General features: G+C 45.9%; 13 protein-coding genes. 12 read left to right on the top strand and 1 reads right to left on the bottom strand.

Annotated elements, in window-relative coordinates:
- The first annotated feature begins 60 nt into the window (after positions 1 to 60).
- The 11 genes from murE (at position 61) to lpxC (ending at position 13,605) form a co-directional block, all read left to right on the top strand.
- The gene (murE, locus tag NL643_RS05835; RefSeq protein ID WP_253644080.1) at positions 61 to 1,542 is read left to right on the top strand and encodes a UDP-N-acetylmuramoyl-L-alanyl-D-glutamate--2,6-diaminopimelate ligase; all 1,482 of its coding nucleotides are present in this window, start codon (positions 61 to 63) and stop codon (positions 1,540 to 1,542) included.
- The gene (gene murF / locus NL643_RS05830; protein WP_253644079.1) at positions 1,539 to 2,903 is read left to right on the top strand and encodes a UDP-N-acetylmuramoyl-tripeptide--D-alanyl-D-alanine ligase; all 1,365 of its coding nucleotides are present in this window, start codon (positions 1,539 to 1,541) and stop codon (positions 2,901 to 2,903) included. Before murE ends, murF begins: the two co-directional genes overlap by 4 nt.
- Positions 2,903 to 3,985 (top strand): phospho-N-acetylmuramoyl-pentapeptide-transferase, encoded by a 1,083-nt coding sequence (gene mraY, locus NL643_RS05825; RefSeq protein WP_005372931.1) that lies wholly within the window; start codon positions 2,903 to 2,905, stop codon positions 3,983 to 3,985. The genes murF and mraY overlap by 1 nt, the downstream gene beginning before the upstream one ends.
- A gap of 39 nt (positions 3,986 to 4,024) precedes the next feature.
- Complete coding sequence (murD, locus tag NL643_RS05820) at positions 4,025 to 5,338, top strand: UDP-N-acetylmuramoyl-L-alanine--D-glutamate ligase (RefSeq protein ID WP_253644078.1); 1,314 nt, start codon at positions 4,025 to 4,027, stop codon at positions 5,336 to 5,338.
- A gap of 18 nt (positions 5,339 to 5,356) precedes the next feature.
- Positions 5,357 to 6,553: a cell division protein FtsW gene (ftsW, locus tag NL643_RS05815; RefSeq protein WP_005396444.1), complete on the top strand. Its 1,197-nt coding sequence runs from the start codon at positions 5,357 to 5,359 to the stop codon at positions 6,551 to 6,553.
- On the top strand, positions 6,540 to 7,607 hold the full coding sequence (gene murG / locus NL643_RS05810) for an undecaprenyldiphospho-muramoylpentapeptide beta-N-acetylglucosaminyltransferase (RefSeq protein WP_253644077.1): 1,068 nt from the start codon (positions 6,540 to 6,542) through the stop codon (positions 7,605 to 7,607). Before ftsW ends, murG begins: the two co-directional genes overlap by 14 nt.
- Before the next feature lie 22 nt (positions 7,608 to 7,629).
- Positions 7,630 to 9,087 carry a UDP-N-acetylmuramate--L-alanine ligase gene (murC, locus tag NL643_RS05805; RefSeq protein ID WP_253644076.1) on the top strand — a complete coding sequence of 486 codons (1,458 nt, stop codon included), beginning with the start codon at positions 7,630 to 7,632 and terminating at the stop codon, positions 9,085 to 9,087.
- A 192-nt stretch (positions 9,088 to 9,279) separates the two neighbouring features.
- Positions 9,280 to 10,062 (top strand): cell division protein FtsQ/DivIB, encoded by a 783-nt coding sequence (locus tag NL643_RS05800; RefSeq protein WP_012842151.1) that lies wholly within the window; start codon positions 9,280 to 9,282, stop codon positions 10,060 to 10,062.
- Positions 10,055 to 11,317 carry a cell division protein FtsA gene (ftsA, locus tag NL643_RS05795; RefSeq protein WP_012842150.1) on the top strand — a complete coding sequence of 421 codons (1,263 nt, stop codon included), beginning with the start codon at positions 10,055 to 10,057 and terminating at the stop codon, positions 11,315 to 11,317. The genes NL643_RS05800 and ftsA overlap by 8 nt, the downstream gene beginning before the upstream one ends.
- A gap of 30 nt (positions 11,318 to 11,347) precedes the next feature.
- Positions 11,348 to 12,586: a cell division protein FtsZ gene (ftsZ, locus tag NL643_RS05790; RefSeq protein WP_012842149.1), complete on the top strand. Its 1,239-nt coding sequence runs from the start codon at positions 11,348 to 11,350 to the stop codon at positions 12,584 to 12,586.
- Between the two features lie 101 nt (positions 12,587 to 12,687).
- The gene (lpxC, locus tag NL643_RS05785) at positions 12,688 to 13,605 is read left to right on the top strand and encodes a UDP-3-O-acyl-N-acetylglucosamine deacetylase (RefSeq protein ID WP_005381871.1); all 918 of its coding nucleotides are present in this window, start codon (positions 12,688 to 12,690) and stop codon (positions 13,603 to 13,605) included.
- A 114-nt stretch (positions 13,606 to 13,719) separates the two neighbouring features.
- Here the strand turns inward: lpxC and NL643_RS05780 are convergent, their stop codons facing one another.
- The gene (locus NL643_RS05780) at positions 13,720 to 14,178 is read right to left on the bottom strand and encodes a DUF721 domain-containing protein (protein ID WP_012842148.1); all 459 of its coding nucleotides are present in this window, start codon (positions 14,176 to 14,178) and stop codon (positions 13,720 to 13,722) included.
- 408 nt (positions 14,179 to 14,586) lie between these two features.
- Here NL643_RS05780 and secA point away from each other — a divergent pair, with 408 nt between their 5' ends.
- Positions 14,587 to 17,316 (top strand): preprotein translocase subunit SecA, encoded by a 2,730-nt coding sequence (gene secA, locus NL643_RS05775; protein WP_005396435.1) that lies wholly within the window; start codon positions 14,587 to 14,589, stop codon positions 17,314 to 17,316.
- Positions 17,317 to 17,452 lie beyond the last annotated feature (136 nt).

Raw genomic sequence — 17,452 nt, 5'->3', positions numbered from 1 at the left:
CGAGTGGCTTACTGAGCAAACAAAATTAAGAAAACCTGAGCCAAAGCTCGGAGAACAAATATGACTAAAGCCATCAGTATGGACGTGCTGCTTTCCCCTTGGGTGGATTGCCCAAGTTTATCGTCCGTTCTTGTTTCTGAATTTGAGCTCGACAGCCGAAGAGTTCAACCTGGAACCACGTTTGTCGCGGTGATTGGCCATGTTGTGGATGGGCGTAACTTCATTGCTTCTGCCATTGAGCAAGGCGCCAATGCGGTTCTAGCGCAAGCCTGTGATCTAAAAACACACGGCACGGTGGAAATCATCGATGACGTTCCCGTTATTTACCTCGATACGTTGGATCAACGTTTATCTGCAATCGCTGGAAAGCTCTATGCTTACCCAGATATGGATTTGATTGGTGTCACCGGCACCAACGGCAAAACCACCATTACTCAGCTAATTGCACAATGGCTAGACCTACTTGGCCACAAAGCGGCAGTGATGGGCACGACAGGAAATGGTTTTCTCGACAATTTACAGCAAGCCGCGAATACAACAGGGAATGCTGTAGAAATTCAGAAAACGCTCTCTTCTCTCGCAAATCAACAAGCCACATACACCGCGCTAGAAGTCTCTTCTCATGGCTTAACGCAAGGCCGTGTCAAGGCGTTGTCGTTTGCGGCGGGTGTGTTTACTAATCTAAGTCGTGATCACCTAGATTACCATGGCACGATGGAAGAGTACGCCAATGCAAAGCTGGGGTTGTTTACACAACATCAATGTGAACGTGCCATTATCAATGTCGATGATGAAGTCGGTCATGCATGGGCGTCGCAGTTAAGCAATGCGATTGCGGTGTCACTCAAACCAAACACTGAATTTGAAAGCGCAATTTGGGCGACAGATGTCCGTTACGCGGAGTCGGGGATTACTATCCAATTTGATGGTAAATTTGGCTCAGGTCAATTGCACGCGCCACTGATTGGTGAGTTTAACGCAACCAACATAATGCTCGCTTTTGCGACCTTATTAAGCTTGGGTAAGGATAAACAAGCGTTACTCGAAACCGCAGGTCAGTTACAACCTGTACTCGGCCGAATGGAGTTATTCCAAACAGAGGACCATGCCAAAGTCGTGGTCGATTATGCCCATACTCCTGATGCACTAGAAAAAGCACTGCAAGCTTTACGAGTTCACTGTGAGGGGCAGCTGTGGGCTATTTTTGGTTGCGGAGGCGATCGCGATGCAGGTAAGCGCCCAATGATGGCGGAAATTGCAGAGCGTCTAGGCGACAGAGTGGTGTTGACTGACGATAACCCACGCAGTGAAGATCCGGTTCAGATTGTAAAAGACATGTTAGCTGGGCTGTCAAAACCTGCCGAAGCGATTGTGCAGCATGACCGCTTCAAAGCACTGTCTTATGCGGTTGAGAATGCTTCGCCAAAAGACATCATCTTGTTAGCGGGTAAGGGCCACGAAGATTATCAAATTCGGAATTGCGAAACGATTCATTACTCCGACCGTGAGTCTGCTATGCAGCTTTTAGGATTGTCCTTATGATCAAAGTAACGTTATCTCAAATTGCCAACTTCACTCGCGGTGAGCTATTCGGCGATGATCTACTTATCGACGCGGTTTCTACTGATACACGAGCGATTGACAACGGTGCTTTATTTGTTGCGCTGGTGGGTGAGCGCTTTGATGCGCATAACTTTTGCCAACAAGCGGTGGATGCAGGCGCAGGTGCTTTACTCGTACAAAAACATCTAGATGTGAATGTGCCACAAGTCGTGGTGTCGGACACCAAAATGGCACTGGGTGAGTTAGCCTCTTGGGTGCATCAAACTTGCCAAACACCTACCGTTGCCATCACAGGCAGTTGTGGTAAAACGACCGTCAAAGAAATGCTCGCGAGCATTCTGCAATTGAAAGGCAAAGTGCTGTTTACTGCAGGTAACTTCAATAATGATATTGGTGTTCCGTTGACGTTATTGCGCTCACAGCAGGATGACGACTATGCCGTGATTGAGCTTGGTGCTAATCATATCGGTGAAATTGCTTACACAACGCAGTTAGTAAAACCAGATATCGCGTTAGTGAATAATGTAGCCGCTGCGCACCTTGAAGGCTTTGGTTCTATTGATGGCGTGAAACAAGCCAAAGGTGAAATTTACCAAGGTCTTGCTGCAGGTAGTATTGCGATTGTCAATTTAGACAGCAATGGCGAAACAAAGTGGGAAAGCGTGCTGGCGGATAAGGAAGTTATCACCTTCTCACAAAGTAATTCTGCGGCTGATTACTATGCATCAAATATCGTGATGAATGCCGCGGGAGAGGCCAGCTTTAACCTACATATCGCAGCAAGCTCACAAGAAATTGAACTGTCTCTGGGTATTATAGGTCAACACAACGTGGCGAATGCAATCGCAGCTTCTATTATTGCGTTACAAATGGGCGCCACATTAGAAGAGGTTCGCGCTGGCCTTAAACATTTAAACAAAGTGAAAGGTCGCGTCGAGGTTGAAGCGCTGAGCGAAAAAATCAAATTGATTGATGACAGCTACAACGCAAGCGTGCCAGCCATGAAAGCGGCGGTTGACTTATTGGCTGCTTTCCCAGGTCAGCGCTGGCTGATTTTAGGTAATATGGCGGAATTGGGCGAGGAAAGTCTTGCACTTCATCGTCAAGTCGGGGAACATGCTGCCCCACAAAAATTTGAACATGTTCTCACATATGGTGCAGACGCTAAGGTGATCAGTGAGCTTTGCCAAGGCATTCATTTTGAGACGCACCAAGAGATGATTGAATACATCAAGCAGCATCTAGACCAAGCCGTTCCTGAAAACCATACGATTTTGGTGAAAGGAGCGAACGGTGCACGTATGTTTGAAGTCGCTGCTGCTTTGAAGGAGTATTATTAATGATTATTTGGCTTGCCGAGCTGCTACAGCCATACCTGTCTTTTTTCCGATTGTTTGAATACTTGTCTTTTCGAGCAATTCTAAGCGTATTAACCGCTCTGGGTCTGTCATTATGGATGGGACCAATCATGATCAAGCGTTTGCAAATGCTGCAAATTGGTCAGGTAGTACGTAACGAAGGTCCTGAATCTCACTTTAGTAAGCGTGGTACTCCAACGATGGGCGGTATCATGATCTTAGCGGCCATCTCAATCACAATCTTGCTTTGGACTGACTTATCCAACCCATATGTATGGGCAGTATTGACGGTCTTGCTTGGCTACGGTGCAGTCGGATTTGTTGATGATTATCGTAAAGTGGTGCGCAAAAATACCGATGGTTTGATCGCGCGTTGGAAGTACTTCTGGCAATCATTGATCGCGTTTGTCGTGGCTTTTGCATTGTACGCTTACGGTAAAGACACTGCAGCCACTCAGCTCGTGGTGCCATTCTTTAAAGACATCATGCCGCAACTTGGTTTGATGTACATTATCCTGACTTACTTTGTGATTGTCGGTACGAGTAACGCGGTTAACCTGACCGATGGTCTAGACGGTTTGGCAATCATGCCAACGGTTCTTGTTGCTGCAGGCTTCGCGGTTATTGCATGGGCGACGGGTAACGTTAACTTCTCTGAATACCTTCATATTCCATACCTACCACATGCTTCTGAGTTGGTTGTCGTATGTACAGCAATCGTCGGTGCAGGCCTTGGTTTCTTGTGGTTTAACACGTATCCAGCACAAGTGTTCATGGGTGATGTCGGCTCACTAGCGCTTGGCGGCGCATTAGGCACCATTGCGGTTCTCGTTCGTCAAGAGTTGGTGTTGGTGATCATGGGCGGTGTGTTTGTGATGGAAACGCTGTCGGTAATTCTACAGGTGGGTTCATACAAACTGCGTGGTCAGCGGATCTTCCGTATGGCACCGATTCACCACCACTACGAATTGAAAGGTTGGCCAGAACCGCGCGTAATCGTGCGTTTCTGGATTATTTCTATGGTTCTTGTTCTGATTGGTCTTGCGACATTGAAAGTGCGTTAATCGCACTTTCCAAGAACAAGATTTACAGTGTGATCAAATATGGAACGTTGGCAAAACATACATAGTGTTGTCGTCGTAGGGCTCGGTATTACCGGGCTCTCTGTCGTTAAACACCTAAGAAAAAATCAGCCACAGCTTGTGGTCAAAGTCATTGATACTCGCGTAAACCCTCCGGGTGCAGAGCGCTTGCCGGAAGATGTTCAACTGCATAGTGGTGGTTGGAATACAGACTGGCTTTCTGATGCTGATCTTATCGTGACCAACCCTGGTATTGCGCTAGCGACACCAGAGATCCAAGCCGTATTGGAAAAAGGCGCGACAGTAGTTGGTGATATTGAGTTATTCGCCTGGGCGGTGCAGAAGCCTGTGATTGCGATTACGGGCTCAAACGGTAAGAGCACAGTCACCGACCTCACAGGTGTGATGGTTAAGGCTGCAGGTTTGGATGTGGGCGTTGGTGGTAATATCGGTGTTCCTGCACTGGATTTGTTAGAACAAGACGCAGACATGTATGTGCTTGAACTGTCAAGCTTCCAGTTGGAAACGACGTCAAGCTTAAAGCTCAAAGCCGCTGCGTTTCTGAATCTTTCTGAAGATCATATGGACCGTTATCAAGGCATGTCTGACTATCGACAAGCTAAGTTGCGTATTTTTGACCACGCTGCTCTTGCGGTAGTGAACCGTGATGATCAAGAAACCTTCCCAGATGCAGAGATGCCATTGGTGACATTTGGCAGCGACAATCAGGACTTTGGTCTCGAGGTGGATGGCAACCGTACTTGGCTGCTCGATCACGGTCAACGAGTCGTCGCAAGTGATGAGCTTAAGTTGGTTGGTAAGCACAACTTATCTAATGCTCTGGTTGCTTTAGCGCTATTAAAAGCTGCGGACGTAAACTATCACAACGCATTGAATGCACTTAAAAATTACACGGGACTGACACACCGATGCCAGGTGGTTGCGGATAATCAAGGCGTAAAATGGGTGAATGACTCTAAAGCAACTAATATTGCGAGCACTATGGCTGCGCTATCTGGTTTGGAGTCGACAGGTAAGCTCTACTTGCTCGTTGGTGGTGTTGGCAAGGGTGCTGACTTCTCGCCATTAAAACCGATCTTCGCGACGCTTAACTTGCAACTGTGCTGCTTTGGCGCTGATGGCGATGACTTTATGCCACTGCATGAATCTGCAATACGTTTCGACACCATGGAAGATGTGATTCAACAAGTATCTTCGCAGTTAAAACCAGGCGATATGGTGATGCTGTCTCCAGCATGTGCTAGCTTTGATCAATTCGACAACTTTATGGCAAGAGGCGATGCCTTCGCTGCTTTTGCTCAGAAATATGCATAATTAAAGGTTACACACTTCGTGGGTTTAGGTAACGTTAAACGCAGTATTGGCAATTGGCTCAAGCATCCAGCCCCAGAGGCGATGTTTGATCGTCAGCTAGTGTGGATTGCACTGGGTTTGATGTTGACGGGGTTGGTGATGGTAACCTCTGCATCATTTCCAATCAGCTCACGATTAACCGAACAGCCGTTTCACTTTATGTTTCGTCATGCGACGTTTCTCGTGCTGGCGTTAGGGACCTCCGCTGTTATTTTGCAAGTACCTTTGCAAGAGTGGTTTAAGAAGAGCCATTACTTACTTTGGGCTTCTTTCGCACTGTTGATCATCGTGCTCTTGGCAGGTAAGTCGGTTAATGGTGCGTCTCGTTGGATTCCCCTTGGGCTGTTTAACCTTCAGCCAGCGGAAGTCGCGAAGCTATCGCTGTTTATCTTCATGTCTGGTTACTTAGTTCGAAAGCAAGACGAAGTACGACAAACCTTCTTTGGTGGCTTTATGAAGCCAATCATGGTGTTTGCTTTCTTCGCAGTATTACTGCTTGGTCAGCCAGACTTGGGTACGGTCGTCGTGATGCTAGTAACACTGTTTGGCATGCTGTTTATCGCAGGCGCAAAACTGACTCAGTTTCTCGCGTTGATGGTGGCAGGTATCGGCGCTGTGGTAGGTTTGATTTTAGTCGAACCATACCGTATGCGACGAGTAACCTCCTTCCTTGACCCGTGGGAAGACCCATTTGGCAGTGGCTATCAGTTGACTCAGTCTTTGATGGCGTTTGGTCGTGGTGAATGGTTCGGTCAAGGTCTCGGTAATTCAATTCAAAAACTGGAATATCTACCGGAAGCGCATACCGACTTTGTGTTTGCCGTACTTGCTGAAGAGCTCGGTTTTGTTGGCGTTGTGTTGGTCTTAATGTTGATTTTTAGCTTAGTGCTAAAAGCGGTTTACATAGGCAAGCGTGCGTTTGAAGAAGGCGAAATGTTCGGCGGTTATCTGGCTTTCGGTATCGGTATTTGGTTTGCGTTCCAGACCTTGGTGAACGTTGGTGCTGCAGCTGGTATCGTACCAACCAAAGGTTTAACACTTCCGCTAATCAGTTATGGTGGTTCCAGTCTGATTATTATGTCCGTCGCAGTGTCCATATTGCTGCGTATCGATTACGAATGCCGCTTGAAACGCGAGCAACAACAATCAGAACAACAAACTAATGAAACAAAATAAACGTTTGATGGTGATGGCTGGTGGTACTGGCGGTCACGTGTTCCCAGGGTTAGCTGTAGCAAAACAGCTGCAAGAGCAAGGCTGGGAGATCCGTTGGTTAGGCACTGCGGATCGAATGGAAGCGGATTTGGTGCCAAAACATGGCATTGAAATCGATTTTATTAAAGTGAAAGGGTTACGAGGTCAAGGTGTAAAGCGTCTGCTTGCAGCTCCATTTCAAATTATTAATGCCATCATGCAAGCTCGCGCGCACATGAAGCATTGGAAGCCCGATGCCGTGTTAGGTATGGGCGGTTATGTGAGTGGTCCCGGTGGTATTGCGGCTTGGTTGAGCGGTATTCCTGTTGTTCTGCACGAACAAAACGCGGTCGCGGGTTTGACAAACCAATGGCTATCAAAAATTGCTAAGAAAGTCTTTCAGGCCTTTCCTGGCGCGTTCCCTAATGCTGAGGTAGTCGGTAACCCAGTTCGTGAAGACCTAACAAGATTAGAAGCGCCTGCAGAGCGAATGCAAGATCGCCAAGGCCCAATTCGTATTCTGGTGATGGGCGGTAGCCAAGGTGCACGCATTCTTAACCAAACTCTGCCAGAAGTGATGGCAAAGTTGGTCGGTGATTACTGTATTCGTCATCAAGCGGGCAAAGGTTCCGCCGAAGAAGTGAACGCAGCATACCAAGCTAATGGTGTGGTAAATGCAGAAGTCACAGAGTTCATTGACGACGTAGCAGAGGCTTATGCATGGGCTGACCTTTTAGTTTGTCGTTCAGGGGCGTTAACCGTTTCTGAAGTTTCTGCTGCTGGCGTTGGTGCGATCTTTATTCCTTTTATGCATAAAGATCGCCAACAAGCACTGAATGCCGATCATCTAGTAGAATGCGGCGCAGCGAAAATGATTGAACAACCAGATTTAACCGTTGAGTCTTTGACTCAGCAGATCCAACAATTGGATCGCCAAGCTTTACTTACGATGGCTGAGCAAGCGCGTGGCGCTGCTAAATTGAATGCCGACCGAGTTGTCGCACAAGCCATTGTCGCTTTGACCGAAAAGCGTTAACGAATTATTGAGAATAGAATTGATGACAATCCAACATACACAAGACTTAGCTCAGATTCGCGCCATGGTGCCAGAGATGCGCCGCGTGAAATCCATCCACTTCATCGGTATTGGTGGTGCGGGCATGAACGGCATTGCAGAAGTGCTGTTGAATGAAGGCTATCAAATCACGGGTTCTGACTTATCAGAAAACCCTGTGACAGAGCGTTTAGTATCAAAAGGTGCGACGGTATTTATCGGGCACCAAGCTAGCAATGTTGAAAAAGCCAGTGTGGTTGTGGTTTCAACCGCTATCAACGAAGAAAACCCAGAAGTGATGGCGGCACGTGAGTTACGTATCCCTATTGTACGTCGTGCTGAGATGCTCGCTGAGTTGATGCGCTTCCGTCATGGTATTGCCGTTGCGGGCACGCACGGTAAAACGACGACGACGGCACTCGTGACACAAATCTATTCTGAAGCAGGCCTTGATCCAACGTTTGTAAACGGCGGCTTGGTGAAAAGCGCTGGTACAAATGCTCGTTTAGGCTCGAGTCGTATTCTAATTGCTGAGGCGGATGAGAGCGACGCGTCATTCCTGCACCTGCAACCAATGGTAAGTATTGTCACCAATATCGAAGCCGATCATATGGATACTTATGGTGGTGACTTTGAAACGTTAAAGCAAACCTTCATTGATTTTCTACACAATCTACCGTTCTACGGCCAAGCTATTGTTTGTATTGATGATCCTGTGGTTCGAGAGTTAATCCCACGTATTAGTCGTCAAGTGATTACTTACGGTTTCTCCGCAGATGCTGACGTACGCATTGAAAACTATCGTCAAGAAGGTCAGCAAGGCAAATTTACGGTAGTACGTAAAGGGCGTGCCAACCTAGATATCACTCTGAACATTCCAGGTCGTCACAATGCACTTAATGCGTCGGCTGCGATTGCAGTGGCTACCGAAGATGACATTGAAGACGATGCAATTCTAAAAGCAATGGCCGGTACGCAAGGCACGGGACGACGTTTTGATCACCTTGGCGAGTTTGATACCGGTAATGGTCATGCCATGTTAGTGGATGATTACGGACACCACCCAACAGAAGTTGATGTGACCATTAATGCTGCGAGAAGCGGTTGGCAAGATAAACGTCTCGTTATGATTTTCCAACCACACCGTTATAGCCGTACTCGTGATCTGTACGATGACTTTGCGAATGTGCTAGAGCAAGTTGATGTATTAATCATGTTGGATGTTTATGCCGCAGGTGAAAAGCCAATTGCAGGAGCTGATGGACGTTCATTGTGTCGCACAATTCGCAGCCGAGGTAAGGTAGATCCGATTTTTGTTCCAGAAATCGAGCAATTACCTTCAGTTTTAGCTAACGTTATACAAGACGGCGACCTAATCTTAACGCAAGGTGCGGGTGATGTTGGTAAAGTGGCGAAACAACTGGCAGGGCTTGAATTAAATATAAACAAGATGCTTGGTTAACACAGATTGTTGGCGCGAAGGACAGATAAAGACTCAGATCTCGATTTTGCGTCAATATCATTGTGATTTATTGCTATCAGTGTTTGATAGTTTACAAGAGCTCAGTATAATCCCAAGGTTAAAGTCAAGACTTTTACCTCTGCGTAATTATGTGGGTAAAAAGTACACGACAAAAGTCAGGAAACGAAGACGTTGTTGAATATTGCACTGAATGACGAGCGACCAAACACGGATAATAACCGTGGTCGCCAAGAGAAAATCTTGGGTGCGTTATTTTTCGTTGTGGTTGTGACCTTAATTAGTTCTGTTTTGTACTCGGCGATCAGTTGGATGTGGGATGACCAAAGGTTACCTCTCTCCAAAATAGTACTTCAGGGAAAACTGGAGTATGTCCAAGCTGACGATGTGCAGGCTGCATTTAGTCGAATAGATCACATCGGTACATTTATGTCTCAGGATATTGATGTATTACAGCAAAGTGTCGAAGCTCTGCCGTGGGTGGCGCATGCCGCAATCCGAAAGCAGTGGCCGGATACAGTAAAAGTTTTTTTGACAGAGCATCAACCTGAAGCCATTTGGAATGGCAACGAACTGTTAGATAAAAACGGGTTTGTTTTTGATGGCGATGTGGCTCTGTTACAAGAAGAAAAAGTGAAACTGTACGGACCCAAAGACAGCGGACCAGAAGTCTTACAGACTTACCGTGATTTGAGTCCTAAGTTTCAGCAATTGGGTTTAGCGATATCGTCTCTGGTATTAAACGAGCGACGAGCTTGGCAAATCATCCTTGATAACGGTATTCGATTAGAGCTCGGTAAAGAGTCTCTTCTTGAGCGTATAGAGCGATTTTTTAAGCTCTATAACAAGCTTGGCAGTGACACGCAAAGAATCAGTTATATCGATCTTAGGTACGATACAGGAGCCGCAGTTGGTTGGTTTCCTGAACAAGAGTTAGAAGAGAGTACAGATGACTAAGGCCGCTGATGACAACATTATTGTTGGTCTTGATATAGGCACTGCAACCGTATCGGCTCTAGTGGGTGAGGTTCTACCAGACGGTCAAATTAATATTATTGGCGCAGGTAGTAGCCCTTCACGTGGCATGGATAAAGGTGGCGTGAATGACTTGGAGTCGGTTGTAAAATCAGTACAACGTGCAATTGATCAAGCTGAATTGATGGCCGAGTGCCAGATCAGCCGAGTCTTCATTTCGTTGTCTGGTAAGCATATCGCAAGCCGAATTGAAAAAGGTATGGGCACGATTTCAGATGAAGAAGTGTCTCAAGAAGACATGGATCGCGCTATCCATACCGCAAAATCGATTAAAATCGGTGATGAACAGCGAATCCTTCATGTGATTCCGCAAGAGTTCACCATTGATTACCAAGAGGGAATCAAAAATCCGCTTGGTTTATCTGGGGTAAGAATGGAAGTAAGTGTCCACCTTATCTCATGCCATAATGACATGGCACGCAATATTATTAAGGCGGTAGAACGATGCGGCCTTAAAGTAGAGCAACTCGTATTTTCTGGGCTTGCTGCAAGTAATGCAGTAATCACCGAGGATGAAAGAGAGCTTGGAGTTTGTGTGGTGGATATTGGCGCCGGCACGATGGATGTGGCCATCTGGACTGGCGGTGCGTTACGTCACACAGAAGTATTTTCGTACGCAGGAAATGCTGTAACCAGCGATATTGCTTTTGCTTTTGGTACGCCAGTGAGCGATGCTGAAGAAATAAAAGTCAAATATGGCTGTGCTTTGAGTGAACTGGTCAGTAAGGATGACACGGTTAATGTACCAAGCGTAGGTGGGCGACCATCACGTAGTCTGCAACGTCAAACGTTGTCAGAAGTGATTGAGCCACGCTACTCTGAGCTTATGGGACTGGTTAACCAAACTATTGACTCTGTACAAGCGAAATTGCGCGAAGAGGGTATAAAGCACCATCTAGCTGCGGGAGTTGTACTCACCGGCGGTGCTGCGCAAATGGACGGAGTGATAGAATGTGCGGAACGCGTATTCCGCAATCAAGTAAGGGTCGGCAAACCGCTCGAAGTCAGCGGATTAACTGACTATGTAAAAGAGCCGTACCATTCTACGGCAGTTGGATTACTTCATTACGCAAGAGACATGCAGTCTAGCGACGATAGCGATTATAATGAACCTAAACGCTCATCTGTTACTGGCTTTTTCGATAAATTGCGTAACTGGATACAAAAAGAGTTTTAACCTGAGTTGCAGGATAAACGGAGACAACACATGTTTGAACCGATGATGGAAATGTCTGACGATGCAGTAATCAAGGTCGTTGGGGTTGGTGGCGGCGGTGGTAACGCCGTTGAACACATGGTGCGTGAATCCATCGAAGGTGTGGAATTCATCAGCGTCAACACTGATGCGCAAGCACTTCGTAAGACAAGCGTTGGCAATGTTATTCAGATCGGTGGCGATATCACCAAAGGTCTGGGTGCAGGTGCTAATCCACAGGTTGGCCGTGACGCAGCTCTCGAAGACAGAGATAGAATTAAAGATTCCCTAACTGGCGCCGATATGGTGTTTATCGCAGCTGGTATGGGTGGCGGTACAGGTACTGGTGCAGCACCTGTTATTGCTGAAGTAGCTAAAGAGCTTGGCATTCTAACTGTCGCGGTAGTGACAAAACCGTTCAGCTTTGAAGGCAAAAAGCGTTTGGCGTTCGCTGAGCAAGGTATCGATGAGCTGTCTAAGCACGTTGACTCTTTGATTACGATTCCAAACGAAAAGCTGCTTAAAGTACTTGGCCGTGGTGTCACGCTACTAGAAGCTTTTGCAAGTGCGAACGACGTTCTTAAGAACGCAGTTCAAGGCATTGCTGAGCTAATTACTCGCCCTGGCATGATCAACGTCGACTTTGCGGACGTAAGAACAGTAATGTCTGAAATGGGTCACGCGATGATGGGCAGCGGTATTGCTAAAGGCGAAGACCGTGCTGAAGAAGCGGCTGAAATGGCAATTTCTAGCCCACTTCTGGAAGACATCGATCTAGCGGGCGCTCGTGGTGTTCTTGTCAATATTACTGCAGGTCTGGATATGCGTCTTGACGAGTTTGAGACGGTTGGTAATACAGTGAAAGCATTTGCTTCTGACAATGCAACTGTTGTTATCGGTACTTCTCTAGACCCAGATATGACTGATGAAATCCGCGTAACAGTTGTAGCGACAGGTATTGGCAATGAGAAAAAACCAGATATCACGCTAGTTGCGGGTGGTAAAGCGAAAGTGGCTCCGACGCCGCAGGCTCAACCACAACAGCAAGCGGCGGCAACGCAAGCTGAAGAGAAACCGGCACAAACCTTGCAAAATAATCAAGTGCAAGAGAAGCCACAGGTAACTCCTCAGCCGACAAATACAGTTTCTTCTTCTCCAGCATCGTCGAGCCAAAGCTCTGCGGCTCCGAAGCAAGAGAAGGAAAGTGGTTATTTAGATATCCCGGCATTTTTGCGTCGTCAGGCTGATTAATCTTTAATCCATAAATTTGACATGGCTCAAAATTATGGTAGCATTCACGGTCGACGTTACAGACGGCCGTGTTTTGTAGCAAATTTTTGAGAGGCAAGCAGATGATCAGACAACGTACTCTGAAAGAAATAGTGAAAACAACTGGTGTGGGCCTCCACTCTGGTCGTAAAGTCACGCTTACTCTGCGCCCGGCTGCTGCAAATACAGGTATCATTTACCGTCGTACAGATGTAAACCCACCTGTAGATTTTCCAGCTGATCCAGCTTCTGTTCGTGACACCATGCTATGTACTGCTTTGGTAAACGACGAAGGTGTGCGTATTTCAACTGTAGAGCACTTGAATGCGGCACTTGCTGGTATGGGCATCGACAACATTGTTGTCGAAGTAGACGCACCTGAAATTCCAATTATGGATGGTAGTGCTAGCCCATTTGTATACTTGCTACAACAAGCAGGTATAGAAACGCAAAATGCGCCAAAACGTTTCATCCGTATTAAAAAGCCAGTTCGTTTTGAAGATGGCGATAAATGGGCAGAGTTTGTACCATTTAACGGCTTCCGCATGGACTTCGAAATTGAATTTAATCACCCTGCTATTGAGTCAGACGAACAGCGCTTGCTGTTTGATTTCTCTTCAAAAGGCTTCGTTCGTGAAATTTCTCGTGCACGTACGTTTGGCTTTATGCGTGATATCGAATATCTACAATCTCAAAACCTAGTTTTGGGTGGTAGTTTCGACAATGCTATCGTATTGGATGATTACCGTATTCTTAACGAAGAAGGTCTACGCTTTGAAAATGAGTTTGTGACTCACAAAGTGTTGGATGCGATTGGTGACCTTTACATGTGTGGTCACCCAATCATCGGTGAATTTCGCGCCTTTAAATCAGGGCACGGTTTGAACAACCAACTTCTGCGAGCTGTTCTTGCTGATCAAGAAGCCTGGGAGTGGACTACATTCGAAGAAGAAGTCGGCTCACCAGTAGCATTCGCTGAACCAAATATGGTGCTTGCGTAAATACTCGGCATTAAAATTAATAAAAAACCAGGCTTATGCCTGGTTTTTTGCTATTTGGCTTTAATCTTGGGCTTATTAATAGCATTCGAGCTTTTCAGCATATTGAAATAACGGTTACTTACGGTCTTTCTTTTCTGCCATATCGGCCAATCGCTTTAAACGCTCTTGAATTTTAGGCGGTGCCATGTCGGCAATCGTCATCAATGACTTTGCTGCAGATTCTGTTAATGGTGGACGTTTAGGTCTGTCGTCTTGTTCGAAACGATTTCGGTATAATGATGGATTGATCCTCACTTCAACGCTCATCAGTTTGGCAAAGCCTTGAGTACGAAGTTTATTTAGGATCATGAGGCGATCGTAATCGATCTTCATTTTGATCGCGGCACTAGAAACATCGATCAATAGGTGGCCGTTACGAACATTCGCCACCCGGCAATGATCGGCTGTCCCTGTGGGTAAGATCTCTTGCAAAGCTTGGTTAAGCTGTAAGATTTCTCCAGCATGTTCTTGAATCTGCTTGAACTGTGATTCAGCAATAACATCTTCAGTCGAGGTTGGACGGTGATCACGCATAGGTAAAATCTAATTTTGTTGAGATATCAGCTATTCTAGAGCAGCTTTCTATCAAGGTATAGTTTACATTAACGTCTTTCGCTTCAGTTTTACAATGTAGCAAGGTAAAAAGCAAAGTCTGCTCTGAATAGATTACACATATTGTGGTATGCAATATCGTCTAATCAGTCACCACTTTAAGTAAAAACTTCAGAGTGCTTCAAACAAATACGTCTATTTATGGTTGTATCGATGAAAAATCCTTACACTAAGCCACATTGTTTCGAAACTTAGCCTTGAAATATGGATGTTTGAACTCAATATCTTTGATAAATGATTTATCTCAGTATTCTTAGTTCCAAACTGGCAGAGACTGAAGGCATTATGAGTAGATCGGGAACGGTCTGATTAAAGAGAGATTCACGAAAAATGATAACTAAGCTACTGACAAAAGTGATTGGCAGTCGCAACGACCGAACACTGCGCCGCCTTAGAAAAATTGTAAAAGAAATTAATAACTACGAGCCAACATTCGAAGCTCTAAGTGATGAAGAGTTAAAAGCAAAGACGGTTGAGTTCCGTGAGCGCCTAGAGAAAGGTGAAACTCTTGATAAACTACTTCCTGAAGCTTTTGCTACGGTTCGTGAGGCATCTAAGCGTGTCTACGGCATGCGTCACTTCGACGTTCAGCTTATCGGTGGTATGGTTCTAAATGCGGGTCAAATTGCGGAGATGCGTACAGGTGAAGGTAAAACACTGACTGCAACGCTTCCAGCTTACTTAAATGCTCTTGCTGGTAAAGGCGTTCACATCGTAACAGTGAACGATTATCTAGCTAAACGTGATGCTGAGACGAACCGCCCTCTATTTGAATTTTTAGGTATGACCGTTGGCGTAAACGTGCCAAACATGCCTCCTCAAGAGAAAAAAGAAGCGTACCAAGCTGACATTCTATACGGAACCAACAATGAATTTGGTTTTGACTACCTTCGTGACAATATGGCTTTCCGTAGCGAAGACCGTGTACAGCGTGATCGCTTCTTTGCTGTTGTCGATGAGGTGGACTCAATCCTAATTGATGAAGCTCGTACTCCTTTGATCATTTCTGGTCCTGCTGAAGATAGCTCTGAGCTATACACTCGAATCAACCTTTTGATCCCGCATCTGAAAAAGCAAGATAAAGAAGACTCTGAAGAATACCGTGGTGATGGTCACTACACTGTTGATGAAAAATCAAAGCAAGTATACCTAACAGAAACAGGTCAAGAATACGTTGAAGAACTGTTGGTGAAAAACGGTCTGATGGAGGAAGGGGATACACTTTACTCTCCGGCTAACATCAGCATGTTGCATCACGTGAATGCTGCTTTGCGTGCTCATGTGTTATTCGAGCGTAACGTTGATTACATCGTTACTGATGAAGGCGAAGTGGTCATCGTTGATGAACACACTGGTCGTACAATGCCAGGTCGTCGTTGGTCTGAAGGTCTTCACCAAGCAGTAGAAGCGAAAGAAGGCGTTAAGATCCAAAACGAAAACCAAACTTTGGCTTCTATTACCTTCCAGAACTACTTCCGTTTATACGAAAAACTGTCAGGTATGACAGGTACAGCGGATACTGAAGCGTTCGAATTCCAGTCTATCTATGGTTTGGAAACGGTGGTTATCCCAACCAACAAGCCGATGATTCGTAACGATATGCCAGATGTGGTTTACCGTACTGAAGCAGAGAAGTTTGCGGCAATCATTGAAGATATTAAAGAGCGTGTTGCCAAAGGGCAGCCAACGCTTGTTGGTACTGTGTCGATTGAAAAGTCAGAACTTCTTTCTAACGCATTGAAGAAGGCTAAGATCAAACACAACGTATTGAACGCGAAATTCCATGAGAAAGAAGCGGAAATTGTTGCTGAAGCGGGTATGCCTGGTGCGGTAACTATCGCGACCAACATGGCCGGTCGTGGTACGGACATTGTGCTTGGCGGTAGCTGGCAATCAAAAGTTGAAGCTTTAGAGAACCCAACTCAAGAGCAAATCGATGCGATTAAAGCAGAGTGGAAAGTGGTGCATGACCAAGTGCTAGAAGCTGGTGGTCTACATATCATTGGTACTGAGCGACACGAATCTCGCCGTATTGATAACCAGCTACGTGGTCGTTCTGGTCGTCAAGGTGATGCGGGTTCATCGCGCTTCTACCTATCTATGGAAGACTCTTTGCTACGTATTTTCACTTCTGATCGTATGGCGAGCCTTATTCAAAGTGGTATGGAAGAAGGTGAAGCTATTGAATCGAAAATGCTTTCTCGCTCAATTGAAAAAGCACAGCGCAAAGTGGAAGGTCGTAACTTTGATATCCGTAAGCAGCTGCTTGAATACGATGATGTAGCGAACGATCAACGTAAGGTTGTCTACGAACTGCGTGACGAGTTAATGAACGTTGAAGACATCAGCGGCATGATCGAGCAAAACCGTGAAGATGTGCTAACAGCGGTTATTGATGAGTACATTCCACCACAGTCACTAGAAGATATGTGGGATGTTGAAGGTCTACAAGAGCGCTTGAAAGCGGACTTCGATCTTGATGCGCCAGTGAAACAATGGCTTGAAGAAGACGACAAGCTTTACGAAGAAGCATTACGTGAAAAGATCATCAACCTAGCCGTTGAAGTGTACAAAGAGAAAGAGGAAGTGGTGGGTGCACAAGTGCTTCGCAACTTCGAAAAATCGGTCATGCTTCAGACTCTGGATACGCTTTGGAAAGAGCATTTGGCTGCGATGGATCACTTGCGTCAAGGTATCCATTTACGCGGTTACGCACAGAAGAACCCAAAACAAGAATACAAACGTGAGTCGTTTGAACTGTTTGAGGGTCTACTAGAAGCGCTGAAAACAGACGTTATTACTGTTCTATCTCGTGTTCGCGTTCAGCAACAAGAAGAAGTTGAACGTATGGAAGAGCAGCGTCGTGCGCAAGCTGAAGAAGCCGCTCGTCGTGCACAAGCGCAACACGCTGCAGCACAAAATCCGCTTTCTGAAGGCGAAGAATCTGAAGAAGGTTCAAATCAACCAATGGTACGTGATGAACGTAAAGTCGGTCGCAATGAACCTTGCCCTTGTGGCAGTGGCAAGAAGTACAAACAGTGCCACGGCAAAATCGACTAATCTGTTAGTCGGATTATTTTTCAAAGAGTCGCTTAGGCGACTCTTTTTTTAAATAAATTCTTTGGCTATCAAATTCCATAAGTTTGATAGGTCAGAAAGTTTTTGAGATGTAGAAGCTCGTTGTCACAATAGTAAA

The sequence above is a fragment of the Vibrio sp. Y42_MX_L11 genome (assembly GCF_024181785.1).
Classification (GTDB): Bacteria; Pseudomonadota; Gammaproteobacteria; order Enterobacterales; family Vibrionaceae; genus Vibrio; species Vibrio diabolicus.
This window is presented reverse-complemented; position numbering and strand designations above follow the sequence as displayed.

What these genes read in the sequence shown, in the direction of transcription:
- mraY (WP_005372931.1), top strand. Translation starts at nt 2,903, where the DNA reads ATGATTATTTGGCTTGCCGAGCTGCTACAGCCATACCTGTCTTTTTTC.
- murF (WP_253644079.1), top strand. Translation starts at nt 1,539, where the DNA reads ATGATCAAAGTAACGTTATCTCAAATTGCCAACTTCACTCGCGGTGAG.
- ftsA (WP_012842150.1), top strand. Translation starts at nt 10,055, where the DNA reads ATGACTAAGGCCGCTGATGACAACATTATTGTTGGTCTTGATATAGGC.
- secA (WP_005396435.1), top strand. Translation starts at nt 14,587, where the DNA reads ATGATAACTAAGCTACTGACAAAAGTGATTGGCAGTCGCAACGACCGA.
- ftsZ (WP_012842149.1), top strand. Translation starts at nt 11,348, where the DNA reads ATGTTTGAACCGATGATGGAAATGTCTGACGATGCAGTAATCAAGGTC.
- murD (WP_253644078.1), top strand. Translation starts at nt 4,025, where the DNA reads ATGGAACGTTGGCAAAACATACATAGTGTTGTCGTCGTAGGGCTCGGT.
- lpxC (WP_005381871.1), top strand. Translation starts at nt 12,688, where the DNA reads ATGATCAGACAACGTACTCTGAAAGAAATAGTGAAAACAACTGGTGTG.
- murC (WP_253644076.1), top strand. Translation starts at nt 7,630, where the DNA reads ATGACAATCCAACATACACAAGACTTAGCTCAGATTCGCGCCATGGTG.
- NL643_RS05780 (WP_012842148.1), bottom strand. Translation starts at nt 14,178, where the DNA reads ATGCGTGATCACCGTCCAACCTCGACTGAAGATGTTATTGCTGAATCA.
- murE (WP_253644080.1), top strand. Translation starts at nt 61, where the DNA reads ATGACTAAAGCCATCAGTATGGACGTGCTGCTTTCCCCTTGGGTGGAT.
- murG (WP_253644077.1), top strand. Translation starts at nt 6,540, where the DNA reads ATGAAACAAAATAAACGTTTGATGGTGATGGCTGGTGGTACTGGCGGT.